Raw genomic sequence first — 25,549 nt, 5'->3', positions numbered from 1 at the left:
CGATCATGGACGTCGTCGTCGCACTGTTCGGACAGGGCCGGATGCTCGGCCCCGGGCAGATGGTACTGCGGGCGATCGTCGTGTTCGTGATCGCGCTGGTGCTGATTCGCATCGCCGGGCGGCGCGCGTTCGGCCAGCGTTCGCCGGTCGACTACGTGGTCGGCATCCTGCTCGGCGCGATCCTGAGCCGCGCGGTGGTCGGTGCGTCGCCGTTCGTGGCGACGGTGGCCGCGTCGCTCGCGATCGCGCTGCTGCATCGCGTGATCGGCTGGGCCTGCGTGCGCTCGAGCCGGCTCGAGCGGCTGCTGGTCGGCGCGGAGCGCGAGGTGTATCGCAACGGCCGCTTCGACGACGCGCAGATGCGCGCGGCGCTGATCACGCCGACGGACGTACGCGAAAGCGTGCGTCAGGCGCTCGGCGCGGACGACCTGTCGGACGTCGACGCGGCGATCCTGGAGCGCAACGGCCACGTCAGCATCGTGCGGCGCAGCCGTTGCCGAAGGCCCTGACGGCCGTGCACGGCGACGGACGCCGCAAGGAGGACATCGATGACACGCATGATCTGGAAAGGTGCGATCAGCTTCGGGCTCGTTCACGTGCCCGTGCAGCTGTTCCCGGCCACGCGCACCGTGAAGCCGTCGTTCCGGCTGCTCGACAAGCGCTCGATGGACCCGGTCGGCTATCGGCAGGTCAACAAGCGCACCGGCAAGGAAGTCACGCGCGAGGACATCGTGCGCGGCTACGAGTACGAGAAGGAGCGCTATGTCGTGCTGACCGACGACGAGATCCGCGCGGCGAACCCCGAGTCGACGCAGACCGTCGACATCGTCACGTTCGTCGACGAGGACGCCGTGTCGTTCCTGTATCTCGACACGCCGTACTACCTCGTGCCGGACCGCAAGGGCGAGAAGGTCTATGCGCTGCTGCGCGACGCGCTCAAAGACAGCGGCAAGATCGGCATCGCGCACGTCGTGATGCGCGACCGCCAGCATCTCGGCGCGCTGATTCCGGTCGGGCCGCTGCTCGCGCTCGATACGCTGCGCTGGCAGGAGGAACTGCGGCCGCTGGACGAACTGTCGGTGCCGGCCGACGACGCGAAGCGCGCCGGCGTCAGTGCGCGCGAATTCGCGATGGCGAAGAAGCTGATCGAGGACATGTCGGGCTCCTGGACGCCCGATGAGTATCACGACACGTTCCGCGACGACATCCTCGAGCTGGTCGAGCGCAAGGTGCGCGCGGGCCGCATCGAGGAAATCGAGGACCGGCCCGCGCAGACGGCGCGCACGGCGACCAACGTGGTCGATCTCACCGAGCTGCTCAAGCGCAGCCTGAAGGGCGGCGGTGCGCGTGCCGCACGCACGGACGACGACGAGGAGGCCCAGGAGCCTTCGCATGCGACGGGCACGCGGCGCAAGCCGGCGGCGAAAACGTCTGCGAAAGGCACGGCGAAGACGCCGGCGAAGCGCGCGGCCGCGAAGCGCGGCGCGACCGGCACGCACGCGGCGAAGAAGGCCACCGCGCGCCGCAAGCACGCCGCGTGACGGCGCGGGAAGGAGGGTGACGCGATGGCCGGCAAGCTCGAACCCTATCGCCGCAAGCGCCGCTTCGATGCGACGCCGGAACCCGAGGGAGCGCACGGACGGCGGCGCGCGCATGCGGATGCGGACGCGAGCGTGCAGAAGGCGCATAAAGCGCGACCCTCCGCGCGCACCGCCCGGCCGCTGCGCTTCGTGATCCAGGAGCATCACGCACGGCGGCTGCACTACGACTTCCGTCTCGAGCTCGACGGCACGCTGAAGTCATGGGCGGTGCCGAAAGGGCCGAGCGTCGATCCGTCGGTGAAACGGCTGGCCGTGCACGTCGAGGATCATCCGCTCGAATATGCGTCGTTCGAAGGCGAGATCCCGGCCGGCCATTACGGCGCGGGCTCCGTCACCGTGTGGGACGAAGGCACCTGGACACCCGATGGCGGCATTGCCCGGGCACGCGACGGTTATCGTGCGGGCAAGCTGACGTTCCGGCTCGACGGCACGAAGCTGCACGGCGGCTGGGCGCTGGTGCGCAGCGGGCGGCAGCAGGGACGCCAGGAGCAATGGCTGCTGATCAAGGAACGCGACGACGAGGCGCGCGATGCGGCGAGCTTCGATGTCGTCGCGCAGCAGCCGGGCAGCGTGCATGACGGCCGGACACGGGCGTCGCGCACGGCGCCTGCCCGTCCGCCGCCTGACGGCGGGGCGCGCACGACGGCGATCGATCCGTCGCAGGTGGAAGGCGCGGTGCGTGCTGCGTTGCCCGAGCGCGTGACGCCGCAACTCGCGACGCTCGTCGATGCACCGCCCATTCACGACGACTGGCGCTACGAAGTGAAATTCGACGGTTACCGGATCCTTGCCCGGATCGCGGGTCGCGGTGCGCGTCGGCACGTCACGCTGATGACGCGCGAAGGCCGCGACTGGACCGCGAAATTGCGCGTGCAGCGCGACGCGCTCGCGGCGCTCGATGTCGACAACGCGTGGCTCGACGGCGAGGCCGTCGTCCTGGGCGGGCACGGGCTGCCCGATTTCCAGGCCCTGCAGAACGCGCTCGGCGCGGGCCGTTCGGACGCGGTGACGCTGTTCGTGTTCGACCTGCCGTTTCTCGACGGATACGACCTGCGCGATGCGCCGCTCACCGCGCGGCGCGCGCTGCTTGAACCGCTGCTCGCCGGCAGCGATCCCGCGCGGCTGCGCTACTCGCCCGATCTCGGCGACGACGTCGCGTCGCTAATCGCGAGCGCCTGCGACACGGGGCTCGAAGGGTTGATCGGCAAGCGCGCGGATTCACGCTATCGCGGCGGCCGCTCGTCCGCGTGGATCAAGCTGAAATGCCGGCGGCGCCAGGAGTTCGTGATCGGCGGCTATACCGAGCCGTCGGGCAGCCGGCACGGCTTCGGCGCGCTGCTGCTCGGCGTGTACGAACCGGCCGCGGGCGGCAAGCGGCCCAGGCGGCCGCACGCGGCCCCGCCGTTGCGCTATGTCGGCCGGGTCGGCACCGGGTTCGATACGCGTTTGCTCGACCGGCTCGCGGCGACGCTGCGCAAGCACGAACGCGGCACGACGCCGTTCGATCCGCCGCCGCGCGAACGGTCCCGCACGCGCGTCCACTGGGTCGAGCCGACGCTCGTCGCCGAGTGCGAATTCGCGGAATGGACCAGCGACGGAATCGTGCGGCAGGCGGCGTTCATCGCGCTGCGCGAAGACAAGCCGGCGCGGCAGATCGTCCGCGAAGTGCCACGGCCAACCGAAACGGAGGCGACGATGAACGAATCCCGCGCGGCGCACGACGCATCCCCGCATGCCTCGCATACCGACACGGCGCACGGCCGCAAGCACGGCGCGCGATCGTCCGCGTCTTCCGGCGACACGCGGGGTGCGGCCGCCGCCGATCAGGTCGGCCGCGTGCGCATCACGCATCCCGATCGGGTGCTCGATCCGCAAAGCGGCACGCGCAAGATCGACCTCGCGCACTACTGGCAATGGGTCGCGCCGTGGCTGCTGCCGGACCTGAAGGGCCGGCCCGTGTCGCTCGTGCGCGCACCGGGCGACATCGCCGGCGAACTGTTCTTCCAGAAGCATGCCGAGCGCCGCGAGATTCCGTTCGTCACGCAGCACGAAGGGCTCGATCCCGGCCACGGGCCGCTGCTGTCGATCGACAGCGTCGATGCGCTGCTCGGTGCCGCGCAGATGGGCACGGTCGAGCTGCACACGTGGAACGCGCACGCGTCGAACATCGAGCGGCCGGACCGCATCGTGTTCGACCTCGATCCCGATCCGGCGCTGCCGTGGCGCGCGATGATCGACGCCGCGCAACTCGTGCGCGGGCTGCTCGACGAGCTGGGGCTCGTCTCGTTCTGCAAGACGAGCGGCGGCAAGGGGCTGCACGTCGTCGTGCCGCTCACGCGACATGCGGGCTGGGACGACGTGAAGGATTTCTCGCGCGCGGTGGCGCAGCACGTCGCGGGCGCGCTGCCCGACCGTTTCACCGCGACGATGGGGCCGCGCCACCGGCGCGGCAAGATCTTCGTCGACTACCTGCGCAACGGCCGCGGCGCGAGCACGATCGCCGCGTATTCGGTACGCGCGCGGCCCGGCATGGGCGTATCGGTGCCGCTCGACTGGGACGAGGTGCCCGACACGACGGGCGGGGCGCAATGGACGATCGACACGCTGCGCGAACGCCTCGATGCGTTGAAACGCGATCCGTGGGAAGGCTATGCGCGCGCGCGGCAGCGCATCACCGCGTCGATGCGCGCTCGGCTCGGCGCTGAAACGTGAATGCGTCATGGCCGATGCTGCGGCCCGTGATGCCCGTCGATCGGCGGCGTCGCGGACATCCCGCGTGCGATCACGGATGGCGACACGACCGCCGGCATGCGTGCCGACGGCGGCATGGGCCTTGCTGAAAGGAAGGGGCAGGAATTTCCTTCACGTGATCTCTATCAGGGAGAAAACTCATGAAATCCGCATCCGAATCGAAATATGTCGCGCCGCGCGTGCTTGCGTGCGCGGCTGTCGCGATCATCGCGGCCGCGCCTGCCGCATGGGCGCAGAACTCGCAGCGCCCGGACGAGGGCACCGGCGCGCCGAATCCGTCGATGGACATGTCGACGCCGGGCACCAACGGCAATACGGCCGCGCCGCCTCCGCCTGCACCCATCCAGCGGCAGGGTGCGACACAAGGCTCGCGTTCGCACAGCGGATCGGCCGGCCACGTGAAGCCGGGCGGTGGCCCCAACGGCGTGGGTGCGGGCGGCAGCGGCACTGGTACCGGCACCGGCGCCGGCGCCGGCGCCGGCGCCGGCAACGGCGGCTCGCCCGGGTCGACGGGCACGGGCGGCGGGGGTGCCGGCGGGGCGGGCAGCGCGGGCTCCAGCGGTTATTGACGGCGCCGTGCCGACGAGGGCGGCGAGGTTTCCCGGGACGGGCTCGCCGCCACGACACAGGAGGGCATCATGCGATCCAATTCCCGGAACGGGGTGGAGAACGACGAGATCGACGGCGACGCGATCGAGGCGGACGATCTCGATACGACGGTCCATGTCGACGTCGCGACGGGCAGGATCAAGTTCCATTCGACCTGGGCGCTGACGGCCGATGCGCCGCCCGAGTACGCGCGGCATGCGGTCGAACTTGCGCTCGACAGCGACACGATGGAGCGGTATGCGGCGCTCGACGACGGCGCGCGGATGCGCGTGCATGCGATTTTGCACGACACGGTGCAGGCGATGCTCGACCGTCTGCCCGACACGAATGAGAGCCTGACGCTCACGATCGAAGTGACCGACGCGATGCTGGACGCGGCGAGTCACCTGCAGTAGCGGGGTGAGCGACGCCGTCTCACGGTTCGTTCAGGCGCGCAACTGAGGCGAGCCCATTTGCGTTTGGTATGCGGTCAACGCGCCCCGACGTCATTGCAGGCGGCGGCCGCCGCCCGGATGGCATCGGCCCTTGCATGCAGGAAATCCGCGTGCCCGGCGCGCGAAATCGTTCCCGGATGGCGGGCACGTCCCGTGGGCGGAAACGGCACGCCGCTTGCTGCGACACCGGCGCGGCACGACGTGTGCCGCGTCACTGACGGAGGGCTTCATGAGCGGAAGGCTGGTTCATTGCAAGGTGGCGATCCTCGCGGTCGACGGCTTCGAGGAAGCCGAACTCGTCGAACCGCAGCGCGCGCTCGCGGCGGAAGGCGCGCAGGTCGACGTGATTTCGCAGAAGGGGGGCGAGATCCAGGGCTTCAGGCACGTCGAAAAGGGCAAGCGCGTGAAGGTCGACCGCACGTTCGACGATGCGCGCGAGGGCGATTACGACGCGGTCGTGCTGCCCGGCGGCGTCGTGAACGGCGACGCGATCCGGATGGTGCCGGCCGCGCGCGAGTTCGTGACGGCGGCCGTCGGCGCCGGCAAGCCGATCGCGGCGATCTGCCACGGTGGCTGGCTGCTCGTGTCCGCCGGCCTCGTGGAAGGCCGCACGATGACGAGCTGGCCAAGCCTTCAGGACGACATCCGTCATGCGGGCGGCAAGTGGGTCGACCAGGAGGTGGTCCGTGACGGCCCTTTCATCACCAGCCGCAAGCCCGACGATCTGCCCGCCTTCAACGGCGCGCTGATCGATTCTCTGGCGCCACGGGCGGCGTGAACCCGTGTCGGCCGCGCCATTCGTCGCGTCACGCTGACCGACGCTCCGCCGACGTTCGGCGGCATTACAAACCGTTGAAAACATTGCACCGATAGCCGGCGTGCGTCGAGCCTGCGAGCCCGACGCACGTGCGACTCACCGTGCGATCGCGACCGGTGAATTGACGTTCACGACGGAGGTGTCGTGGCCGAACGGCGGCGCAGGCACGAACCGGTCGATCACACCGGCTTCGAACAGCAGGCAGCAGGTCGAGCCGCCGAACTGGAAATAACCGATCTCGTCGCCCTTGTCGACGCGCTGTCCCGGCACGACGTCGATCACGCAGGACGATACGTCGCCCATCCCGACGAACACGGCGGCCACGGTGCCGATGCCGGGATCGTCGCAGGCGATCGCGACCACGGCGCGCGTCGCGACCGCCGTCATGTACCCCTGCGAGTCGTTCAGTCCGGCCGGGTCGGGGCCTTCCGCCTCGACGATGGAGTAGTAGGTGCCATGGACCCGGTACGCATGCGTGACGACCCCGCGCACCGGCGCGTGCCAGCGATGGTAGTTGTACGCGCTGAGATACGCCTGGTACAGGTCCCCGCCGACGAAGCGCTCGGCGAGCGACAGCCGGGCCGGCGTGAAGATGTCGCGCAGCGAATACGGCTGCGCCTTGATCCAGAACCGGTCGCGCAGCTTCACGTTCGATTCGACGTGGTACGGCGCGGCCTCGCACGCGCTGACGATCACGTGCGGATCGTCGGGCGCCGCGACGGGGCGCGCGCCGTCGCGAAAGCGCCGCGTGAAGAAGTCGTTCCATGAAGCGAAGCCCCCGTGCGGCTGGTCGTCGCGATACTGGAACTGCGACAGCCCGATGCGCGTGCGCGCCGCGTCGCAGAACCAGCCGTCGGGCGTCGACGTGTCGAGATGCGCGCGCGAATGCGGGCCGCCAAGGAAGCCGCACCACACGTTCAGCACGTTCTGCAGATGCGCGTTGACGGCGGCGTCGCGAAACAGCGCATGGCCCGACGGCATGCACATCGGCCAGTCGAGAAAGGCGTTGATCGGGCACACGATCAGGCTCGCGTCGCTGAACGGCGGCGTGTAGGTCATCAGGTGATCCAGGACGGTCATCAGCCCGTCGACCGACGTATAGCCGAGCTGGTGGCCCGATTCGACCGCTTCGTCGATCGCGCGGACCAGGCTCATGCGCAGCACGGCATGGTCGTCGAACAGCCGCGCGAGTTCCTGCACGGCCGGCGTGCGCAGCCGCTCGCCGGCATGCGTGCGCGCGTCTGCGGCGATTTTTTCGCGAAATGCGGCCATGTGCGCTTCTTCGCGGGCCATCCATTCGCCGAGCCGATGGCGCTCGGGCGGCGGGTTGAGGTCGGTCGGCATCGTGGTCTCCAGGGCGATGATCGGTAACCGACGCAAGGAGCAATCCGCCTGCCCGGAGGGGGCACCGATCTTGCGGATCGGCTGTTGTTTGATTCCTACCGGAGAAAACCATGAGCGCGGCTTCAACTGGACGGCCGAAGACGAAGGCCGAATCGACGGGCGACGGGCGCGGTGGCGCGCAGCACACCGTGGCGCCCACGCGGACGCGCCACGCAACGGCGAAGTCGCGCGGCACGCGGGCGGCCCGGGAGCAGGAAACGGGGCGCGGGACGGTGACCGCGGGCAGCGGCGGCGAGACGGGCCAGCCGTTGTGGGAGGACGACAGCGGGGCGTTGCCGCCGGAAGAGTGGTCGTGAGGCGCAAACGCGGCCCGTCTGCGCGATGTGACGGCGCGGACTGGTACGGCGGCACGTGAGGTGCATCGTGTTTTCGTCATCGGCACACGGCACACGGCACACGGCACACGGCGCACGTGCGCGTCATGACGCGTCATCGGTTCCCGCGAGTTTGCCGGTTCACATGGACGCGCGCTGCATTGCCGAAGCGGTTCATCGCGAATCGGGCGTGCGCATCGTGGCGACCCTTTCCGCATCGGACGGCAGCCGCATCCGCGCGACGAGTGGATAGTGATCCGACGCATGCCGCGCACGCACGCTGCGATGCACGACCACGTCGACCAGCCATTCGCCCGGATGAATCCAGATCCGGTCCAGCGAGAACACTGGGCATACGGTCGGGAACGTGCGCGGCGCCGGCGCGCGCCGGAACCGCGTGACGAGCGCCTGCAGCGCACGGCCGCGCACGAACCATTCGTTGATGTCGCCGAGCAGGATCACCGGCATCGCGCCCGTGTCGAAGGCCGCGAGCAGCCGTTGCACCTGCGCGCCGCGCTCGCTCGCCGACAGCCCGAGGTGGGTCGCGACCACGCGCAGCGTGAGCGCGCCGCAATCGATGTCGGCGTCGAGCGCCCCGCGCGGTTCGCGCGAGTGAAACGACAGGTCGAGCGTGCGTGCCGCGCGGATCGGGCAGCGCGACAGCACCGCGTTGCCGTAGCGGCGCTCCGGCGTGTCGATCGTCGGGCCGGCCACCGCATGCATGCCGGTGGCGTCGTGCAGGTGCGCGAGCACATCGGGCGCGCGCGTGCCGCCGAGCGGGACTTCCTGCAGCGCGATCACGTCCGCGTCGAGTTCGTCGATCACGGCCGCGATCCGGTCGGCCGCGCGCGCCGGCCACGCGCCATAGCCGCCGCGGATGTTGTACGTCGCGATCCGCAGGTCGCGTCCGCCCGGCGCGGCGGCCGGCGCGTCGTCGGTGGCGATGACTTGTGGCGGCGGCGCCGCACGCGTGCTCAGCGCCATCGTCGCAACACCCTGACGAGCAGCACCGACACGCCGACCAGCGCGAGGCCGATCGCCGCGAGCCACGCGAATGCGCCGGGCCGGGGATGGCTCAGCGCGGCCGTCAGCTGGTGCGCGAACGTGACGGTCAGCACGATGCCGGGCAGCATGCCGATCGCGGTGCCGACCAGGTAGTCGCGCAGGCCGATATGCGACGCGCCGGCGACGAGGTTCACGACGGTAAACGGCGCGATCGGCAACAGCCGCAGCACGGCCATCGCGAGCACGCCGCGCCGGCCGATGTGTTCGCTGAGCCGGTTCGCGCGTGCGCCGGCGAGCCGGCGCACCGCATCCCGCCCGAGCCAGCGGCCGATCCCGTAGTTCGCGGCCGCGGCCGCCATCGAGCCGACGGCCGCGTAAGCCACCCCCGGCCACGCGCCGAACACGAGCCCCGTCGCGGTGATCAGCAGCGTGACCGGCACCGCGAAGGTGGCCGCGACCACGTAGCCGGCCAGCAGCAGCGCAGGCGCGGCGGGCCGTTGCGCGAGCGTGGCCAGTGCATGCGCGAGCGACGCGACGTTCACCCGTTCGCCGAGCGGCGTGAAGCGCCATGCGAGCGCGAGCGCGGCGACCAGCAGCACGGCCAGGCCGAGCGCGAGAAACCGCGCGGTCAGCGGGCGATGGCGGTCGTGCGGCACGAATTCGCGGACGAACCGGTCAGGTTCGATCGGCTGCTCGGGGTCGAGCCACGCGCTGACCGGCACGAGTGCGTCGAGTTGCGGCGCGACGGCCGGGTCGAGCGTGCGCAGCGTGCGGCCCGGTTTCGCGCGCAGCCGATCGAGCGCGGCGTTCGGCCGCTCGATGCACGCGAATGCGTCGGCCACGGCCTCGGGCGTCGTGCCGAGATGTTCGGCCAGCACCCGCTCGCGCAGGGCGGCGATCGCGGCGCGGATGCGCGCGTCGCCGGCCGCGACGAGCGCGACGCAGCATTCGGTGTCGAGCAGCATCGAGCGGTTGTTCAGGTTCGCGCTGCCGATCACGAGGCATTCGTCGTCGGCGATCGCGAGCTTGCTGTGGACGTTCACGCACGCGTCGCCGAGCCCGTCGACGTGCGGATACAGCAGACGGTATCGGCCGAAGCGGTCCGCCGACACGAGCGCCGCGTGCAGCCGCGCGCGCAGCACGCCCATCGTCGCTTCCTGCAGCCAGCCGCTCTGCACGCGCGGCGCGACGACGGTCACGTCGGGCCCGTGCGCGTCGGCGAGGCGGGCGGACAACGTTTCGCGGACGACCGCCGCGGTGAAATACTGGTTTTCGACATACAGGTGCCGGCGCGCCGCACGGATCGTGTCCGCGACGAGCGCGCGCACCTGCCGCACCGGCTCGCGGCCGTCGTGGCGCGGCGCCGTGCAGGCGATGCCGAGCCGCACGTCGCGCACGTCCACGCGGGTGTCGGGCGGCCACGGATCATCGTCGTCCGGCCGCTCGAGGTGGCGTTGCGCGCGGATCGCGATCGGGCGGCCGCACGCCTGCAGCCAGCGCGCACGCGCCTGCTCGCCGATCGCGGCGGCCGCCTCGCCGTCGAACATCGCCTGCACGTCGTGAAACGGCGCGTACGGCGCGCCGTGTTCGTCGTGGCGGCGCGGATCGCCGGCCGCGTGCGCAGGTGTGTCCCAGCGCGCACGCGTCAGGTCGAGGCCGCCGACGAACGCGAGCCGGTCGTCGATCGCGACCAGCTTCTGGTGATGCGACGCGCCGCGGGGATGCGTGCCGTCGAGCCGGAACACGATGCCGCGATGGGCACGCCAGCCGGCGCGATACACGGGCGGCCAGTCGCGCTCCAGCGCGTAGATCATCGCGAAGTCCCACGCGAGCACATAGATGCGCAGGTTGTGCCGCCGGGCGGCAAGCGCGTGCAGGAACGCCGCGAGCGTGTCGGGGAGCGTGTCGTCGGGGCCACCCGGCGCGAGCCGCATCCGGCTGTCGACGTCCCAGCCGACGATGAACACCGTATGGCGTGCGAGCAGCAGCGCGGCGCGCAGCGTCGAGAAGTACGCATCGCCGTCGACGAGCATCGTGAAGCGGTCCGCATGGCGGATCGTGTCGCAGTTGCGGCCGCGTTCGAGCAGGCCATGCCGCGGGATATCGCTCGCCTGCGTGGCGTCGATGGTCGTCTCGTCGGTGCGTGTCGTGCGTTCCGCCACGGTCATCGGATGCGGACCTCCCGGTTGCCGTCGAGCTGCAGCAGCAGCGTATTGCCGTGCACGCACGGTGCCCGCAGCCCGGGCGAATGCGCATCGAGCCGTACGCGTTTGCTGTGGTCGCCATTGCTGCGCATGACGGCGACGTCGTCGATGCCTTGCGCCAGCATCGTCGCTGCATGGGCGACGCGGATTCGCTCGAGGCACCCGCACTCGGCGTGATGACGCGCGCGCCACGCACGCGGCGTGGCGATCGGCTGGCCGGTGGCGAACCCCGCGCCGGACCGCATGCGGGCGGTAAGCCGGCGCGTCACGAGATAACCGGGCAAATGGGGCTGGGTCACGCGAAGCTCCTTGACGAGGATTCGGGTTGACAGGTGCGGACGCAGGCGATGTTTCTCAGCGTCTCGCAGATGGCGTCGAACTCCGGGCCGCTCGTGCGCGAGAAGGACACCGAAATGTGTTCGAGATGGCCGATCATGACGTGTCCTCCTTCCGGTGGGCACGAGCCGTGCCCGGCGGCGATTCGACCCGCACAAGGCACGCAAGCCGCGTGCCGGCCGGGAACGGCGCATGCGCAGAGGGCGGGGGCGCACACAGCGACAGGCGGCGTGCATTTTTTGCATCGACATCGCAGATATGGACAGGAGACCCACCGTGGAGCATCAACAGGACGCGCAGGTTCGCAACCCGTATCGGGGTCACGAGATCCTCGTCTGGGCACGGCTCGACGAACGCGGCGCATGGCGTGACGAGGTGCAGGTGTATGTCGACGGCGCACGCATCAAGTTGACCGTGCCGGCGCCGGCGGGCCGCGCGTGGTCGACCGAGCTCGACGCGCTGCGCGGCGGCATCGAGCGCGGCCGCGACCTGATCGACCGGCGCCTGGACGGCCAGTGACGGCATGGCGCTTGGCGCTTGCGCGCCGGCCATCGCTCATCGGTGGATGGCTCCCCGCAACCGCCTGACGTCCTGCTCCGACACGGGGGCGGCACGATTGCCCCACCCGCCGCGCACATAGCTGACCACCGCTGCGATTTGGTTGCTGGTCAGCGTGTCGCGCATGGCCGGCATCCGCGTCGACGGGTCGTCCTTGCCGGGCGCCGGCCGTGCCCCTTCGACGACGATCCGGATCGTGCTGGTCGGATCGGCCGCGAGCACGACCGGATTGTCGGCGAGCGGCGGCCCGTGATCGCGCACGCCCTTGCCGTCCGCGCCGTGGCAGCGCGCACAGAATCCCGCATACACGCCGGCCCCCGGCGCCTGCTGGCCGCCTTCCGGGCGTGGGCCGGCCGCGGTCAGCCGCGCGGTGCCGACGCCGAGCGGGTTCGTCGCGGCGGTGGGTCGCGCCGGCAGCGATTTCAGGTAGACGGCGATCGCGTGGCGATCCGCGTCGGTAAGCAACGCGGTGCTCTCGCCGACGACGGGCGCCATCGCGCCGAACACCGCGCCGCGCGCCGCATGGCCGCTGCGCAGGAACGTGGCGATGTCGTCGGCCGACCAGCGGCCGAGGCCGTCCGCTTCCGCGCCCGTGAGGTTCGGTGCGAACCAGTGGTCGTTGATGCCGCCGGTCAGGAACGCCGCACTGCGCTCGTCGTAGCCGCGCTCGTTGAAACCGGGGCCGCGCGGCGTATGACACGCGCCGCAGTGGCCGAGCCCCTGCACGAGATACGCGCCGCGATTCCATTCCGTCGATCGCGACGGCTGCGGCTCGAACCGGTCGCCGCGCGCGAATGCGACGCGCCACAGCGCGAGCGCCCAGCGCTGGTTGAACGGGAACGGCAGGCGGGTGGCCCGCACCGCGTTCGCGGACGGCGCGACACCGCGCATGAAATACGCATACAGCGCGCGCACGTCGTCGGCGCTCAGCCGCGCGAACGACGGGTACGGCATCGCCGGATAGAGCCGGCTGCCGTCCGCGCGCACGCCGCGCCGCAACGCGTCGTCGAATTGTTGCAGCGTGTAGTGGCCGATCCCGTGGGTCGGGTCCGGCGTGATGTTCGGCGCATAGATCGGTCCGAACGGCGAGTTCACCGGCTGGCCGCCTGCGTACGGCGTGTGGTCGGCCGCGTCGTGGCAGGCCGCGCAGTCACCGGCGTGCGCGAGGTAACGGCCGCGCGCGAGCGTCGCGGCGTCGGTGTCCGCGGCGGCAGCCTTGACGACCGGGCGGCGGGTTGCGGCATCCGACGGTGCCGCGAGCGGTGCGGATGCTGCCGCGGCACCCGGTTGCGCGAGCCACGGATCCTGGCTCGCACGCGCGGACATCGACGCAGGGGGCGCTACGGCGTCTGCGGCCGATGCGCGAATCCGGATGTATCGCCAGCCGGTGTCGGGCTCGTCCGACGGCACCGAAGCCGACGACGCGGCTTCCGGCGTATCGTCGGTCCGCGCGGTGTCGTCCTGCGGGCTGCAGCCCGCGAGCACGCCGCAAACGGCGAGCGCCGCAAGCGCGCCGAGCGCGACGCCGGCGCGACGGCCCGGCGCATCAGGCCGCGCGAACCGGAGCGGGTCGAGGATCAGGTTCAGGATCAGTGCCATGGGCTGCAAGGCCCCACGAAAGCCGTGACGATCCCCGTGAACACGAGGCCGATCACGAAGCCGAGCGCGGCGAGCATCCCGCAGCGCGCGAGAAAGCGCGTACTGTCGTCGCGCGTCGCGCCGGATGCATCGGTATCGTGCCGATGCCGCCAGGCGCGCGCGACCCAGGTCGCGAAGGCGGTCGCCAATGCAAACGCGCACGCGGCGATCAGCGCAAGCCACACGCCCACGTGCGCCCAGCGCGGCGCGGCTTGCGCGACGCCGAGCGGATAGCACGCGGTCGATGCGAGCGTCTCGGAGACGAGCATCTGCGCGAACCACAGCGCCGGCGCACCGACGAGGCCCGCCGCGATCGCGAGCAGCGGGGTCCACGAGCGTCGTACGCCGTTCATCCCGGTCTCCTGAGCCAGTACGGCGACACATACAGCGCGGTGAAGATGAACAGCCACACGATGTCGACGAAGTGCCAGTAGAGCCCGCCGACCGTCAGCGCGACCCGCCGCTCGCGGCCGAAGAAACCGGCGGCCGTCCACCCGGCCAGCAGCGCGAGGATCGCGAGCCCGGCGACGACGTGCGCGAGGTGGAACCCGGTGATCGTGAAGTAGAGGCTGCCATACAGGTGCGCGGTCGGGCCATAGGGATGGTCGCGCCATTCGTGCAGCTGGACGAGCGCGAACGCGGTGCCGAGCGCCAGCGCGACGGCGAGCGCGGCCACCGCGCGCGGCCGCCGGCCGGCCCGCACGGCGCGCTCGGCGAGCCACACGAATACGCTGCTCGACAGCAGCACGACCGAGTTGACGGCCGCGAGCCCGATCTTCGGCATGCCTTCGGGCGGCCAGGGCGCGGCCGATTGCGACTGCAGGTAGAAGTAGGAGAACAGCAGGTAGCCGAACAGCCCGGCTTCGGTCACGACGAGCGTGATCACGCCCCACCAGCCGCCTGCGCGCTCGCCGCAACTGCCGACCGGCAGCGGTGCGATGCAGGCGGCCGGCGCGTCGTGCGGCACCGGGGCCGGCAGCGGCTCGTCGGGGCGGCTCGCGGCGGCGGGCGGGGCCGGCGCCGGTTCGCGACGGGGCGGCTCGTCGCGCTGCCACAGCGTGCGCCGCGGCCACAGCCACGCGGCGGTGGCGATCGCGCAGCCGGCCACGGCCGCGCAGACGAGCGCGGGCGAGCGCACCAGCATCGCCGCGAACACGGCCGTCGCGAGCAGCGCGAGCACGAACGGGAGGCACGTATCGTCGGGCATCTTCAGGATCGCGTCCGGCGTGGCCGCGAGCGGCGTCACGGCGAGCGCCTCGCGCCCGTCGGCGAGCCGGTAGCCGACGCGCACGCTGGTGCGGCGCGCATCGTCGCGCGTCTCCCACAGCGGATGCCGCGACGCGACGAGCGGCAGCACCGCGAAGTTGTAGACGGGCGTCGGCGACGCGACCGACCATTCGAGGCCGGCCGCGCGCCACGGATTGGCGCCGGCACGCGCGCCGCGCCGCGCACTCACGAGGGCATTGACGACGAACATCACGATGCCGATGCCGAAGATGAACGAGCCGATCGTCGTCAGCAGGTTCGACGTGTCCCAGCCCATCCCGGGCGGATAGGTGTAGATGCGGCGCGGCATCCCGAGCAGCCCCGAGACATGCATCGGGAAGAAGCCAACGTTGAAGCCGATCAGGACGACCCAGAAGGTCCAGCGGCCGAACCGTTCGTTCATCATCCGCCCGGTGAACTTCGGGAACCAGTACGTGATCCCGCCGAGCACCGGGAACACGTTGATGCCGAGCAGCACGTAGTGCAGGTGCGCGACGATGAAGTACGTGTCGGTGAGCTGCCAGTCGAGCGGCACGGCGGCCGTCATCACGCCCGATACGCCGCCGATCACGAACATCAGCACGAAGCCCGCGAAATACAGGAACGGCGTGCGGAATACCGGCCGGCCGGTCCAGATCGTCGCGATCCACGCGAATACCGCGACCGCGCTCGGGATCGAGATCAGCATGCTCGCCGCGCCGAAGAACGCGAGCGCGAGCGGCGCGATGCCGGTCGCGAACATGTGGTGAACCCACACCTCGAAACCGATCAGCATCGTCGCGACGGTCGAGACCGCGACCGCCTCGTACGCGACGAGCGGACGCCGGCAGAAGGCCGGCAACGCGTCGGACACGATGCCCATCGCGGGCAGCACGACCACGTAGACCCACGGGTGCGCGAACATCCAGAACAGGTGCTGCCACAGCAGCGGCCGGCCGTCGTGCGCGACGTCGAAGAAATGCGTGCCCGCATTGCGGTCGAGCCACAGCAGCAGGAACGCGAGGCTGACCGAGGGCACCGCGACGAGGTTCGCGACCGACGCGGTCAGCGTGCCCCACACGATGATCGGCAGCCGGTCGATCGACATCCCGTGCGCGCGCATGCGCAGCAGCGTGACGACGAAGTTCGCGGCGCCGCCGGTCGTCGAGATGCCGAGCAGGATCATTCCGAGCGCGTAGATGTCGATGTTCGCGCCGGCGCTGTAGTCGAGCGACGTGAGCGGCACGTAGTTGAACCAGCCGCCGTCGGGCACCGCGCCGAGCGGAAAGCTCGCGTACAGGAACAGCCCGGCGAACAGGAACGCCCAGTACGAGAACGCGTTCAGCCGCGGGAACGCCATGTCGCGCGAGCCGAGCATCAGCGGCCACAGGTAGTTCGCGAAACCGGACAGCACGGGCAGCGCGTACAGGAAGATCATCGTGACGCCGTGCATCGTGAACAGCGCGTCGTATTGCGCGGGCGTCAGCAGGGTCGCGTTCGGCCGCGCGAGCTGGATGCGCATCACGAGCGCCTCGACGCCGCCGAGCAGCAGGAACGCGAACGCGGTGACGATGTAGCGCAGCCCGATGCGCTTGTGGTCGACCGTGCCGAGCCAGCCGCGCCAGCCGGGCGCCGATTCCCACAGCTCGGCGAGCGCGCGCTCGTGTGCCGAGCCGGGCGGCGCGTCGCCGAGATCCGGCACACGGGCGGGGGCTGGCATGTCGCGGGCGATGGCCATCGGCATCCTCCGTTCAGTGCAGTGTCGCGAGATAGGCGGCGAGATCGTCGGCATCGCGCGGCGCGAGCGCGATCGACGGCATCAGCGTGTCAGGCTTGATCTGCTGCGCCTGCGCGATCCAGCGGCGCAGGTTCTCCGGTGTGTTGTCGAGCGTGCCGGCCGCGAGCAGCCGGCGCGACGCGACGTGCGTGAGATCGGGGCCCGCGTCGCCCGCCGCGTCGGTGCCGAGCACCGCGTGGCAACCCGCGCAGCGCGACGCGAAGACGCGCTCGCCGGCCCGTGCCGCGTCGGTGCCGGGTGCGGGGGCCGGCTGGCGTTGCGCGGCGAGCCACGCGTGAAACGCGGCGGGCAGCTCGGCCACGACCTCGAGCGCCATGTGCGCATGCTGAGCGCCGCAGTATTGCGAGCATTGGCCGCGATAGATGCCCGGCCGGTCGGCCTGCAGCCATTGCCGGTTGGTCTGGCCGGGAATCGTCTGCGTCTTGCCCGCAAGCTGCGGCACCCAGAATGCATGGATCACGTCGGCGCTCTTCAGCTCGATCGCCACGGGCTCGCCCACCGGGATATGCAGTTCGTTCGCGGTGACGAAACCGGTGCCGCTCGCGGGGTCCGGATAGCGCGCGGCCCACCACCAGTCGTGCGCGGTGACGACGATCGTCAGCGCGGGCGGGCGTGGTGGCGTCGCGACCGCGCCGAGCACGCGCAGCATGTAGACGAGCGCGCCGAACAGCAGCACGATCGACACGGCGCTGCCGGCGGCCACGAACATGACGCCATCGCGCGGGCCGCCGGCGCGGGTGCGGCGATGGAACAGCGCGACCAGCAGCAGCGCCGCGATCACGACGCTCACCGCCGTGCACAGCGCGAGCAGCGCCCAGCCGAGCACGAACACGGGCTGCGCGGCTGGCCCGGCCGCGTGCGCGACGTACGCGAGCGGCAGCGGTTCGCCGGCCGCGCATGCGGCGGCCGGCGCGGCAACGCACGCGAATCCGGCGAGGCGCGTGACGCGGCGCGCTGTCGATGGCGGCGGGACGGGCAACACGGCTCCTGCGAAAGGCGACGACATGGGTCGATGGCACCCGGCACCTGAGCAATTCCCGTGCGCGGTGGGCGCGCACCGTGCCGCCCGCGCGTGGCGTGTGCACGTCGTGCGCGTTACAGCCCCGTTGTAATTCGGCTGACCGTATGCGGCAGGTCGATCGACCCGGCGGCCGACGCGGGGCGTGGCACGTCGCATGCTACGGCTACGCCGAGACATCGACCATCCGGGCGAACGGAGCGCCCCCGTGAAGACCGTCGCGATCACGCGCGAGCGCCGGCGTCGGCCGTGCAACCGCTCACGCCTTTGCGCGATGCGGCGCGAATGTCGCGCTGCTCGCACGCGATCCGCGGGCGCTGCACGATACCGCGTGCGAAGTGCGCGCCTATGGCGTGCAGGCGCTGCCGATTGCCGTCGACGTCGGCGATGCCGCCGCGCACGGGCTGGCGAGCGACCTCGATGTGCGCAGCGCGGACGCGCGATTCGCACAGATCCGCGCGCAACTGCCGCAGTTCGACCAGCAGATCGTACTGCTGAGCAACGGCCTCGCCTACCTGGTCGGCGGCGCGCCGGGCGGGCTCGACGACTGCGTGCGTCGCACGTGCGCGAGCTTGCGCACTGGTCGCACCTGTTCTACGCATTCGGGCCGGCCGTGTCGCTGCCGATCTTTTCCGGCGGGGCGCTCGTGTCGAACCTGCGGCTGTCGCAGGCGCGCCAGGCCGAAGCGGCGCTGGCCTACCGGCAGGCCGTGCTGGTCGCGCCGCGCGACGTCGACAATGCGCTGGCCGTGTATCGCACCGACCAGGCGCGCGACCGCTATCGCAAGGGGTTGTCGCCGTTTCTCGACGTGCTCGATGCCGAGCGGCAATGGTCACAGGGGCGGCAACAGGCCGAGCAGGGCGCGCTGCAGACGACGACCGATCTCGTCGCGTTGTACAAGGCGCTGGGCGGCGGATGGCGGTCGCCGTAGATTCGATCCGCCTGCGGCAACCGGTCCCGCCGCCCGCATCGGCCGTTATCGTTTGGCCGCCTGCTGTTCCTGGTCGACCGCACGTTTGGCCTGCTTCGACGCTGCCAGGGCGGCGACGTCGAAGTTGCTGCGCGCGACTTCGACGGCTTGCTGCCCCGTGCTGCCGAGGGTCTGGTAGAGCGTGTTCGCGGCGACGATCGCGGAGTTCCAGGCCGCGACGGTCGCCTCGGAGCCGGACGGCGCGAATTTCACCGCATCATCGACGAACGCCGGGATCCCGTGCACGTATTGATCGCTGCCCGCCTGGGCGACCTTGATCACGTCGGCGTGGCCGGACGACACGATCTCGAGCCACTCGCGGCTGTAGGACTGCAGCTTCTCGGCCAGCGGCTCGGTGAACGCGCGCTGGACGGGCGTCCAGTCCTGCGGTTTGTCGATCGCGCTTTCGGCGATCGCCCACGCGTCCTTCAGGGCCGACCGTGTAAATCGTGCATTGAGTTCGGCCAGTTTCCCGACTTCATCGAGTAACGCACCGGCCAGACCGAATGCGAAGTCGAAATTGGCGCGCTGCGCGCTCGAAACCCGCTCCCGGGTTTTCATGATCTACGCTCTCCTGAATGGAAATAGCCACCGTGGTTTGATCGCCTCGTCGGCACATGCGTCGCTGCACCGTCAGGGCGCTTTTCAATACGTTTGCGTCACGATGCGAAGCAGCGTTTCGCCGTTGTGCGTCATGCGCAGGCGATGCGCGCCGGAAGCCAGGGTCTCGAGTTCCACGAGCCGCTGCGTGCGCAGCGTATCGAGTTCCTCGCTGCTCATGTCGATCTGGTCGGGCGCAGCCTTGACCAGCATGAGCGCCGCGATTTCGTGAGGGCTCAGCATGTTTGTCTCCTGGATTGCTTGACAGGCAATCTTTACCGTTTCGTTCTGAATGGGGGTGAGACGGTATTGCGTGGCGGACGCGGCTTGCGCGTCGAACGCACTCAGTCTCGTTCGGTGCGTGCGACGTGCCGGGTGATATCCCTGACCAGCGTCAGCCTCGGATGCGGGCGAGCGGTGGCGACCGAATTCGCTGCCTCGCGCAACCGTTCCTTGCCGCGTCCCTGCACGACTGCCGAATTCGGCACCACGGCCATATGAAACAACGTGACAGTCAATTGCAAGGATGAATCGCCGAGCATCACCATGACGTCGTCGGCAAGCAGCGAATCCGGCCCGACGATATCGACCGTCATCGATTCGACGCCCGACCGCTGGTCGACATGCATGCTCCAGCGGCACACACGTACGCCGCTTCGCCACAGGCATCGCCATACCGTGATGACTTGCAGCTTGCCCGCGACAGCGCGAAATGAAAGTCTCTGGACGACCATTCTTTCACCTGTGAAGTAATGAACCTGACTGGGAAATGACGGTAACCAAGCTTATGTCAGGGACGACGGGAAAGTACATTGGGGGAAGCATGTCCGTATATCGAGCTTGACGGACAGGCCCGACGAACCGTGGAGGTGAGCGGAATGCGATCCGACACCACGGCCTGGGCAGTGCGGTACAGGAATTGCGCGTCCAATTCCTCCGGGCCGACCGGGCGCGCGGTGAATACGTTTTCAATGAAATGAAGAATGCGCGGGCGATGCGGGTCTACCGCTTGAAGTAGCGGGAATATCGGAGGCACATTGGCTCATCGGGACTTCATCGCAATCGGTACGTCGTCGGGCGGCGTCGACACGCTTCGCACCCTCGTTTCGCGACTTCCGCGCGACTTGCAGGCGACGATCGCGATCGTTCTGCACGTCGGGGCGCATGACAGATCCGGCTGGAGACCGCGGCCCGGAGCCAGCGCGGTAAAGCGGGCGTGCAATCCGCACAAGAGAGCGGGCAGCACGTCGGTCGGCCCGCCTCGCTTGCGCGGCACGATCGAGAACGTGTGATGCGCTCACTCGACAAGGGGCTGTCGGTCAGTGAAGTCGCGCGCAGGTTCGGGACGTCCCGTCAGACCATCATGCGGATCCGCGCATCGCTTGCACTCGCCGCCGAAGAGAGTTGATCGATTTCGCGCGGCGTCGCGTGAAGCAAGCATTGGTCAGCGATCCTGAATGGTCGTGCGCACGATCTCATGATCGTCACGAATGCGCTCGATATCATCCGCGAGCGCTACGAGAGAAGGTCCGGCATACGGTCGCGGATTGTTCTGTTTCACGCAACATGCTTATGTTGTCTGCCGGCCTACTGCCGAATTCACGATGAACCTACGATGTGTCGCGCAGGCTGTCGCACAGGCAATCGGGTGAGCACGTCCTTGGTGCTACCCGTGTTTGAAGCGCGAGCCTGGAAACCGTGTCGGCGATCGTTGCATGCACTGCATATCGCGTGTCAATCCGGTCGTACGAAACACCACACCGCACCTATCTTGGGATCGTGCCATGAGATTTGGTATTTTTCTGCGATCGAGTATCTGCTCCACGGTACTTTTCGCAGTCGTGCCCGCAGTTGCTTTTGCTGATCCGCTTACTGTAACGGTTGACGATCTCGACCATGACGGTCAGTTCGAGAATGCTCAGGTGTACAACGGATTTGGATGTCGTGGCGACAACGTCTCGCCTCGCGTCTCGTGGGCACACGTTCCGTCTGGAACCAGAAGCATCGTCGTCACCATGTACGATCCTGATGCCCCGACCGGCGGGCTCGGGTGGACGCATTGGGCAGTCGTCAATATCCCGCCTTCGGAAACGTCGATTCGGAAAGGGGCATCGGGAGATGTGCGACTCATGCCGGTGGGCGCGCTCGAGACGCTGACCGATTTTGGCGAATCCCGGTACGGTGGGCCATGCCCGCCGCAAGGCGAGTCTCATCGATATATCGTGACGGTCTCCGCATTGTCCATTCCGCGTGTCGACGTGAAACCGACGTCGAGTCCGGCGGTCGTTGCCTATCAGATGCATGGAAACATTCTTGGACAGGCGCGATATATCGCGACCTACCACCGATCATCGAATTGACAGTGCGCGCCGGTTCGCTCGCGGGACGATGTTTCGTTTCAGGGGCCGCAGAGGAAAGCCTGACAGGCATTGGCTGACCGTACAGCCGCGATTCAAGGTTCAATGAATTGCGATGGTTTTCAGGCTGATCCGGCCGGCGCAAAGCATGCGGTTTGCCCTATCGCACCAATACCGCCTTCACGCAGGCCGGACCCAATGGCTCGCCGTTGTCGGAGAACGCCCTGAACGGATAGACCCGGATATCCATGCGTGGCCGCTCGAAAGCATCGAAGACCCACCGGCCGTGTTCGCCGTAATGGGTGTGGCGACTGAACCCCATGGACTCCAGTGCCTCCGTGAATTGAGCGAATGTGGGTTCACACGTCGTCAACGCAGAAGCCTGCGTACCGGGAATCGGATCAAATATCAGATCCACGCGCGGACCGGTATCACCGACCGTCACCCGCTGGAGACTGAATGCCCAGTTGCCCGGCAAGCGTTGACCATAGCCGAACTGATCCTTGCCGATCGCCGTGGTCTGCACGCCAAAGATGCGGTGTACCGTTTCGGGCGTGATGTCGGTAACCTGGCCGCTTGCCTGAATCAGCGCCAGCATGCGTTGTAGCGCTTGCGTCGTGCTCAGGTTGGCTGGCGCCCGGGATTCGACAGGCGAATTGCCGGCGGGGTCCGGCGTGGCCGCGTCTGCAGGCTGTCCGTGCACGCTGCCAAACGGGATGCATAAACTCAATGCCGCCACGACGATCCCCCGCGTGACGAACATGCTGTCGGTGCGCCGGACTGAACATTCCGGAATGCTGCTTCGGGGCGGCATCATGCTGAATCCTTGTGGCGGGCGATGATTGGTAAAGGGAGCGCTTCGCACTCCCGATGGCTGATAAGAGCGGACTTGTTCAGTTCATGTGCCGGGATGCTTCGCACCAGCAGAATCGTGCATGTCTTCATCCTGCGTGGGAATGACATCGCCGACGCAACCGATGCGCGCGGTACTCAGCGTGCCGCGCGAGGGTAGCGGCTATCGGTCAGGCAGGCATGTAGCCAGCCCGTGTCTTCCGTGCCCAGTTCGGCTTCGGCATCCAGCTTGGGCAGGGCCGTTGGCGTCAAGGCCGGGCGGCCTGGATGGAGATTCCAGCCGGCGGCCGACTTGCGCGACTCATCCGCGTCCGGACACGGGCTGCCGCCTTCGGAGCCGTCGCCGCACGCTGCAACGGTTTCCAGCCTGCCCTGGACGACGTTGCCGACCAGGCGTGTCACGTAGTAACCGCCGCTCGCCCAATCGTCCTGCAGGGTGCAGATCCTGTCGCGGTTCTGATAGCGGCGTTCGCTGAAGCATCCGTAGCTCAGTTGACCATCGTGGGGCAGGAAGTCGCATCGGGTCTCGAATCCGGCGAACGGGCCGCCCGTGAACTGCGTCAGAAAGGTGCGTTGCGCCAGGGCCGTTTCAAGCAGGCGCGGCGCGGCCTTGCCGCGTTCACTCAAGGTCCCGGTGCGCTGGCGGATCGCCTGGAGCAGGCTCGCACGCAGGGTCTTGGCATTCGGTGCGCCGGGGAAATCGACCGGATCCGCGAAACGCTTGTCACGCGCCGCGAGCCAGCGTTTCTGACTGCGGACCAGCATCGCGCGCAATTCGCTATCGTTGCCCGCCTGCTGCATGATGGCCGTATAGGTTTTGCCCATTTCCGCATCGGCGGCCTTGAGCTTTTCATCGGCACAGATCGTGTGCTCGACGCGGTTGCCGGCCTTCTTGCAGTCGATTGCATGTGCGGAAGCCGCGGTGACGAGCAGGGCGATACAGGCGACGTGCTGGAGGGTGGGTTTCATGCTGGTTTCCGTGCGATTCGGTTGTTCAAGGCCCGGGTGAGGCCGCGCTTCAGGTTTGGGCGGTCGTGGCAATGTCCGGAGCGATGGTCGCGACGTGCGCTCAACGCACGCCGAGCGAATAGTCCTGACCGTACACCGAGCGAAGTTCACCCGGCTTGCCCAGGAGCTTGAGCGGGCGATACCTGGCGTTGGACAGAATGCGGGTGGCGCGCGGGTAGAACCCCGGGTCGGATGCCAGGCCCTGCACGTGCGCCATGTCGGCCGGGATGCGGGTGAGGGTATAACGCGTCAGGTCGCACTGGATCTGGCCGCTGACGATCTCGCAGGCTTGCTTGTCGTAGTCCGCGTTGGGGGGCGTGGGGTACAGCCCGTCAATCACGACGGCTTCGCCCGCCGCGACGCTGAACGAAGCAAACTCGCGCTTCAGCCGGGTCGAGACCGCCAGCCCGTCGACGGACTTCTCCCGGGTGACGGTCTTCCAGCCCGCGGGCTCGGTCATCTCCGATACCGTTCTCTTCTCCGTCGCCCAGAATGCGCAGCCGCCGCTCTGGACGAAGACCGACGAGCAGTACGTATCCGTGACCTCACGGTCACGAAACTGTGCGTTGAACCATTCCTGCGACTGGATGAAGTCGGTGTTCTTCTTGGGCAGCAACGCGATCTGCCCCAGCGGCGAACGCCCCGGCTTCTGCTGGGTGCCGAGCTGCGACATCGCGTCGGCGGTGGTCTCGTAGGTGTTGCCGGCGACGGTGTAGGTACCCGGATTGACGATGTAGACGAAGTACTGCGCGTTGCCCGCCACGAAGGTCGAGACATAGCCGTGCAGCCCCACTTCGTTGAAGGGTTCGTCCGGCCCCACGCGTATCACGTCACGGGCGTTGGCCTTGTTTTGCCAGATGGTGGTGGCGGTCACGTCGGTACGGAACGCCCATTTCTTCTCGTTGACGGCTTCGTCGCCGGTGTACTTTCTGTCGAGATTGATGGCGGGCACGATCACGAGGGACTTGCCGGCCACCACGGCGCGGTTGATCAGCCAGTCGATGCCGGCGTGCCAGCGTTCCAGCTTCCGCTCGCGGGGCAGCGCCGGCGGCTCTTTCGATTCGCCCGGCGGCGCCGCGGTGGCGGCCGCGACGAGCGAGCAGATTTCCTTGCGCAGCGTGTCGTCGTCCATCTCCTGCTTCGGGTTGAGTCGGGCAACCACGGAGATCACGCCCAGCGACTCCTCCAGCATGAAGCGGATCGGGAACGCGCGCTTCTCGCCCTGATCCGGGAGCGGCTGGACGAGCGTGACTTCGGTCAGCGTGCCGTGCCGTTCGTTCGACGTCACGCTCAGGTTTGCCGCGGTGGCCGCTTGTGTCAGCCGGGCGGCCGCATCGGCCGGGCTCAGCGCCTTGATCGGCAACCAGGTGGTGTAGTGGCGGCCGGTGACGCCATCCAGCGCGGGGCGGAAGTTGTAGGTGCAGGTGGTAAAGGCGGGCGCGCCCGGAAAGGCGTCGCCGGACGACGCGGGCGCCGTAGCCGCCACGCCGGTGCTCACGGCGCTGCGGCTCATGTCGACGCGGCCGAGCATGCCGCACATGCCGCCCCGGATGGCTTCGGGTGCTGCCTGCATGCCTGGGGGCAACGTGGTCGCCACGGAAAGGGTTTTCGAGTCCTGATCGGCCGTCAGCGTAATGGCGAATCCGCGGGCGCGGTCACTTTGCTGTTGCTGGATCGTCAGCTGGCCGGTCGAACCGGTGTAGTGCTCGTCGCCGATCAGGAAGCCGTCGCCCGCGGCGATCTGCTTGAGTTGCGCGATGGCGTTGCGTGCATCCAGGCCCGGCACCGTGGCGAACGTCGAGAAGCGGGTGCCGGCACCGGTGTCGGCTTCACGCTTGAAATTGGCCTCGCAGCCGGCCGCGGCCGCGGCGTGGTGCCAGCCGAGACCCAGCATGAGTCCAAGAAAGGTCAGGCGCAGGCGTGCGGAATTCATGATGGTGCTTCCCCCGTGTAGTGATGGCGTCAAGCCGATGTCTTCCATTCGATCAGTAGTCCGGATGGGCGGCGATGCGCCCGAAACTCGCTGCTTC

At 68.9% G+C, this 25,549-nt stretch carries 26 protein-coding genes and 1 pseudogene; 12 read left to right on the top strand and 15 right to left on the bottom strand.

The genetic code is table 11. The features are described 5' to 3' along the window. Positions 1-5 precede the first annotated feature (5 nt). The 6 genes from CFB82_RS38400 (at position 6) to CFB82_RS38375 (ending at position 6,173) form a co-directional block, all read left to right on the top strand. Entirely contained in the window at positions 6-509 is a 504-nt protein-coding gene (locus CFB82_RS38400) for a DUF421 domain-containing protein (protein WP_069250016.1), read from the top strand. 39 nt (positions 510-548) lie between these two features. After that, positions 549-1,541 (top strand): non-homologous end joining protein Ku, encoded by a 993-nt coding sequence (gene ku / locus CFB82_RS38395; RefSeq protein WP_089449150.1) that lies wholly within the window; start codon positions 549-551, stop codon positions 1,539-1,541. Between the two features lie 24 nt (positions 1,542-1,565). Next, positions 1,566-4,313, top strand: coding sequence for a DNA ligase D (gene ligD / locus CFB82_RS38390; RefSeq protein WP_089487481.1), 2,748 nt, complete (start codon positions 1,566-1,568; stop codon positions 4,311-4,313). Between the two features lie 179 nt (positions 4,314-4,492). Next, positions 4,493-4,921 (top strand): hypothetical protein, encoded by a 429-nt coding sequence (locus CFB82_RS38385; protein WP_089487480.1) that lies wholly within the window; start codon positions 4,493-4,495, stop codon positions 4,919-4,921. Between the two features lie 69 nt (positions 4,922-4,990). Then, positions 4,991-5,356, top strand: a complete 366-nt coding sequence (locus CFB82_RS38380; protein WP_089487479.1) for a DUF3022 domain-containing protein — start codon at positions 4,991-4,993, stop codon at positions 5,354-5,356. A 268-nt stretch (positions 5,357-5,624) separates the two neighbouring features. Then, on the top strand, positions 5,625-6,173 hold the full coding sequence (locus CFB82_RS38375; RefSeq protein WP_069250318.1) for a type 1 glutamine amidotransferase domain-containing protein: 549 nt from the start codon (positions 5,625-5,627) through the stop codon (positions 6,171-6,173). Positions 6,174-6,308: 135 nt separating this feature from the next. Here CFB82_RS38375 and CFB82_RS38370 read toward each other — a convergent pair whose 3' ends face one another. Continuing rightward, complete coding sequence (locus CFB82_RS38370; RefSeq protein ID WP_089487478.1) at positions 6,309-7,556, bottom strand: phosphatidylserine decarboxylase family protein; 1,248 nt, start codon at positions 7,554-7,556, stop codon at positions 6,309-6,311. 110 nt (positions 7,557-7,666) lie between these two features. Here CFB82_RS38370 and CFB82_RS38365 point away from each other — a divergent pair, with 110 nt between their 5' ends. Continuing rightward, positions 7,667-7,912 carry a hypothetical protein gene (locus tag CFB82_RS38365; protein WP_089449155.1) on the top strand — a complete coding sequence of 82 codons (246 nt, stop codon included), beginning with the start codon at positions 7,667-7,669 and terminating at the stop codon, positions 7,910-7,912. Between the two features lie 192 nt (positions 7,913-8,104). On the opposite strand, the gene CFB82_RS38360 is transcribed toward CFB82_RS38365, so the two are convergent. From CFB82_RS38360 to CFB82_RS38345, 4 genes are read right to left on the bottom strand one after another with little or no spacing between them, the layout of a single operon-like run. Further along, positions 8,105-8,914 carry an endonuclease/exonuclease/phosphatase family protein gene (locus CFB82_RS38360; protein ID WP_089487477.1) on the bottom strand — a complete coding sequence of 270 codons (810 nt, stop codon included), beginning with the start codon at positions 8,912-8,914 and terminating at the stop codon, positions 8,105-8,107. Beyond that, the gene (locus tag CFB82_RS38355; protein ID WP_089487476.1) at positions 8,905-11,103 is read right to left on the bottom strand and encodes a VTT domain-containing protein; all 2,199 of its coding nucleotides are present in this window, start codon (positions 11,101-11,103) and stop codon (positions 8,905-8,907) included. Before CFB82_RS38355 ends, CFB82_RS38360 begins: the two co-directional genes overlap by 10 nt. Next, complete coding sequence (locus CFB82_RS38350; RefSeq protein ID WP_089487475.1) at positions 11,100-11,438, bottom strand: hypothetical protein; 339 nt, start codon at positions 11,436-11,438, stop codon at positions 11,100-11,102. The genes CFB82_RS38355 and CFB82_RS38350 overlap by 4 nt, the downstream gene beginning before the upstream one ends. Further along, entirely contained in the window at positions 11,435-11,575 is a 141-nt protein-coding gene (locus CFB82_RS38345) for a hypothetical protein (protein ID WP_420480867.1), read from the bottom strand. Before CFB82_RS38345 ends, CFB82_RS38350 begins: the two co-directional genes overlap by 4 nt. A gap of 176 nt (positions 11,576-11,751) precedes the next feature. On the opposite strand from CFB82_RS38345, the gene CFB82_RS38340 reads away from it, so the two are divergent. Beyond that, positions 11,752-11,994 carry a DUF6566 family protein gene (locus CFB82_RS38340; RefSeq protein ID WP_089487474.1) on the top strand — a complete coding sequence of 81 codons (243 nt, stop codon included), beginning with the start codon at positions 11,752-11,754 and terminating at the stop codon, positions 11,992-11,994. Positions 11,995-12,030: 36 nt separating this feature from the next. Here CFB82_RS38340 and CFB82_RS38335 read toward each other — a convergent pair whose 3' ends face one another. Genes CFB82_RS38335 through CFB82_RS38320 form a run of 4 tightly spaced genes read right to left on the bottom strand, consistent with a single transcriptional unit; the run spans position 12,031 to position 17,693 of the window. Then, positions 12,031-13,632, bottom strand: a complete 1,602-nt coding sequence (locus CFB82_RS38335) for a cytochrome c (RefSeq protein ID WP_089487473.1) — start codon at positions 13,630-13,632, stop codon at positions 12,031-12,033. Beyond that, on the bottom strand, positions 13,623-14,024 hold the full coding sequence (locus CFB82_RS38330) for a cytochrome C oxidase subunit I (RefSeq protein WP_089487472.1): 402 nt from the start codon (positions 14,022-14,024) through the stop codon (positions 13,623-13,625). The genes CFB82_RS38335 and CFB82_RS38330 overlap by 10 nt, the downstream gene beginning before the upstream one ends. After that, on the bottom strand, positions 14,021-16,654 hold the full coding sequence (gene ctaD / locus CFB82_RS38325) for a cytochrome c oxidase subunit I (protein ID WP_089487554.1): 2,634 nt from the start codon (positions 16,652-16,654) through the stop codon (positions 14,021-14,023). Before ctaD ends, CFB82_RS38330 begins: the two co-directional genes overlap by 4 nt. Before the next feature lie 13 nt (positions 16,655-16,667). Then, positions 16,668-17,693: a cytochrome c oxidase subunit II gene (locus CFB82_RS38320; protein WP_373558907.1), complete on the bottom strand. Its 1,026-nt coding sequence runs from the start codon at positions 17,691-17,693 to the stop codon at positions 16,668-16,670. Positions 17,694-18,010: 317 nt separating this feature from the next. Between CFB82_RS38320 and CFB82_RS38315 the strand changes: the two are divergent. Next, positions 18,011-18,663 (top strand): annotated as a pseudogene (locus tag CFB82_RS38315) (efflux transporter outer membrane subunit); the annotation flags it as partial. Positions 18,664-18,708: 45 nt separating this feature from the next. On the opposite strand, the gene CFB82_RS38310 reads toward CFB82_RS38315, so the two are convergent. The 3 genes from CFB82_RS38310 to CFB82_RS38300 all read right to left on the bottom strand — a co-directional run bounded on the left by CFB82_RS38310 (position 18,709) and on the right by CFB82_RS38300 (position 20,036). Next, entirely contained in the window at positions 18,709-19,263 is a 555-nt protein-coding gene (locus CFB82_RS38310) for a phasin family protein (RefSeq protein WP_089487470.1), read from the bottom strand. Positions 19,264-19,347: 84 nt separating this feature from the next. Next, positions 19,348-19,545 carry a hypothetical protein gene (locus CFB82_RS38305; RefSeq protein WP_089449164.1) on the bottom strand — a complete coding sequence of 66 codons (198 nt, stop codon included), beginning with the start codon at positions 19,543-19,545 and terminating at the stop codon, positions 19,348-19,350. Between the two features lie 101 nt (positions 19,546-19,646). Then, a complete protein-coding gene (locus CFB82_RS38300) occupies positions 19,647-20,036 on the bottom strand; it encodes a hypothetical protein (protein ID WP_143751036.1) in 390 nt (129 codons plus the stop codon). Positions 20,037-20,339: 303 nt separating this feature from the next. Here CFB82_RS38300 and CFB82_RS42705 point away from each other — a divergent pair, with 303 nt between their 5' ends. The 3 genes from CFB82_RS42705 to CFB82_RS38290 all read left to right on the top strand — a co-directional run bounded on the left by CFB82_RS42705 (position 20,340) and on the right by CFB82_RS38290 (position 21,662). Continuing rightward, positions 20,340-20,594 carry a chemotaxis protein CheB gene (locus CFB82_RS42705; RefSeq protein ID WP_143751035.1) on the top strand — a complete coding sequence of 85 codons (255 nt, stop codon included), beginning with the start codon at positions 20,340-20,342 and terminating at the stop codon, positions 20,592-20,594. After that, positions 20,519-20,710, top strand: a complete 192-nt coding sequence (locus tag CFB82_RS44295; protein WP_256990700.1) for a helix-turn-helix domain-containing protein — start codon at positions 20,519-20,521, stop codon at positions 20,708-20,710. Before CFB82_RS42705 ends, CFB82_RS44295 begins: the two co-directional genes overlap by 76 nt. Before the next feature lie 376 nt (positions 20,711-21,086). After that, positions 21,087-21,662 (top strand): YbhB/YbcL family Raf kinase inhibitor-like protein, encoded by a 576-nt coding sequence (locus CFB82_RS38290; RefSeq protein ID WP_089487467.1) that lies wholly within the window; start codon positions 21,087-21,089, stop codon positions 21,660-21,662. 157 nt (positions 21,663-21,819) lie between these two features. Here the strand turns inward: CFB82_RS38290 and CFB82_RS38285 are convergent, their stop codons facing one another. From CFB82_RS38285 to CFB82_RS38275, 3 genes are all read right to left on the bottom strand, one after another. Then, positions 21,820-22,476 carry a hypothetical protein gene (locus tag CFB82_RS38285; RefSeq protein WP_143751034.1) on the bottom strand — a complete coding sequence of 219 codons (657 nt, stop codon included), beginning with the start codon at positions 22,474-22,476 and terminating at the stop codon, positions 21,820-21,822. 173 nt (positions 22,477-22,649) lie between these two features. Further along, a complete protein-coding gene (locus tag CFB82_RS38280; protein ID WP_089487465.1) occupies positions 22,650-23,480 on the bottom strand; it encodes a lysozyme inhibitor LprI family protein in 831 nt (276 codons plus the stop codon). 100 nt (positions 23,481-23,580) lie between these two features. Continuing rightward, on the bottom strand, positions 23,581-25,452 hold the full coding sequence (locus CFB82_RS38275; RefSeq protein WP_143751033.1) for a hypothetical protein: 1,872 nt from the start codon (positions 25,450-25,452) through the stop codon (positions 23,581-23,583). Between the last annotated feature and the right edge of the window lie 97 nt (positions 25,453-25,549).

This window comes from Burkholderia sp. HI2714 (genome assembly GCF_002223085.1).
Taxonomy (GTDB): Bacteria; Pseudomonadota; Gammaproteobacteria; order Burkholderiales; family Burkholderiaceae; genus Burkholderia; species Burkholderia lata_D.
This window is presented reverse-complemented; position numbering and strand designations above follow the sequence as displayed.

Excerpts from the sequence above, each read along its gene's own strand:
- CFB82_RS38400 (WP_069250016.1), top strand. The coding sequence starts at position 6 with ATGGACGTCGTCGTCGCACTGTTCGGACAGGGCCGGATGCTCGGCCCC.
- CFB82_RS38365 (WP_089449155.1), top strand. The coding sequence starts at position 7,667 with ATGAGCGCGGCTTCAACTGGACGGCCGAAGACGAAGGCCGAATCGACG.
- CFB82_RS38330 (WP_089487472.1), bottom strand. The coding sequence starts at position 14,024 with ATGAACGGCGTACGACGCTCGTGGACCCCGCTGCTCGCGATCGCGGCG.
- CFB82_RS38385 (WP_089487480.1), top strand. The coding sequence starts at position 4,493 with ATGAAATCCGCATCCGAATCGAAATATGTCGCGCCGCGCGTGCTTGCG.
- CFB82_RS38380 (WP_089487479.1), top strand. The coding sequence starts at position 4,991 with ATGCGATCCAATTCCCGGAACGGGGTGGAGAACGACGAGATCGACGGC.
- CFB82_RS38280 (WP_089487465.1), bottom strand. The coding sequence starts at position 23,480 with ATGAAACCCACCCTCCAGCACGTCGCCTGTATCGCCCTGCTCGTCACC.
- ku (WP_089449150.1), top strand. The coding sequence starts at position 549 with ATGACACGCATGATCTGGAAAGGTGCGATCAGCTTCGGGCTCGTTCAC.
- CFB82_RS38310 (WP_089487470.1), bottom strand. The coding sequence starts at position 19,263 with ATGAAAACCCGGGAGCGGGTTTCGAGCGCGCAGCGCGCCAATTTCGAC.
- CFB82_RS38305 (WP_089449164.1), bottom strand. The coding sequence starts at position 19,545 with ATGCTGAGCCCTCACGAAATCGCGGCGCTCATGCTGGTCAAGGCTGCG.
- CFB82_RS38285 (WP_143751034.1), bottom strand. The coding sequence starts at position 22,476 with ATGATGCCGCCCCGAAGCAGCATTCCGGAATGTTCAGTCCGGCGCACC.
- CFB82_RS38275 (WP_143751033.1), bottom strand. The coding sequence starts at position 25,452 with ATGAATTCCGCACGCCTGCGCCTGACCTTTCTTGGACTCATGCTGGGT.
- ctaD (WP_089487554.1), bottom strand. The coding sequence starts at position 16,654 with ATGGCCATCGCCCGCGACATGCCAGCCCCCGCCCGTGTGCCGGATCTC.
- CFB82_RS38300 (WP_143751036.1), bottom strand. The coding sequence starts at position 20,036 with ATGGTCGTCCAGAGACTTTCATTTCGCGCTGTCGCGGGCAAGCTGCAA.
- CFB82_RS38360 (WP_089487477.1), bottom strand. The coding sequence starts at position 8,914 with ATGGCGCTGAGCACGCGTGCGGCGCCGCCGCCACAAGTCATCGCCACC.
- ligD (WP_089487481.1), top strand. The coding sequence starts at position 1,566 with ATGGCCGGCAAGCTCGAACCCTATCGCCGCAAGCGCCGCTTCGATGCG.
- CFB82_RS38290 (WP_089487467.1), top strand. The coding sequence starts at position 21,087 with ATGAGATTTGGTATTTTTCTGCGATCGAGTATCTGCTCCACGGTACTT.
- CFB82_RS38335 (WP_089487473.1), bottom strand. The coding sequence starts at position 13,632 with ATGGCACTGATCCTGAACCTGATCCTCGACCCGCTCCGGTTCGCGCGG.
- CFB82_RS38370 (WP_089487478.1), bottom strand. The coding sequence starts at position 7,556 with ATGCCGACCGACCTCAACCCGCCGCCCGAGCGCCATCGGCTCGGCGAA.
- CFB82_RS38355 (WP_089487476.1), bottom strand. The coding sequence starts at position 11,103 with ATGACCGTGGCGGAACGCACGACACGCACCGACGAGACGACCATCGAC.
- CFB82_RS38375 (WP_069250318.1), top strand. The coding sequence starts at position 5,625 with ATGAGCGGAAGGCTGGTTCATTGCAAGGTGGCGATCCTCGCGGTCGAC.
- CFB82_RS38345 (WP_420480867.1), bottom strand. The coding sequence starts at position 11,575 with ATGATCGGCCATCTCGAACACATTTCGGTGTCCTTCTCGCGCACGAGC.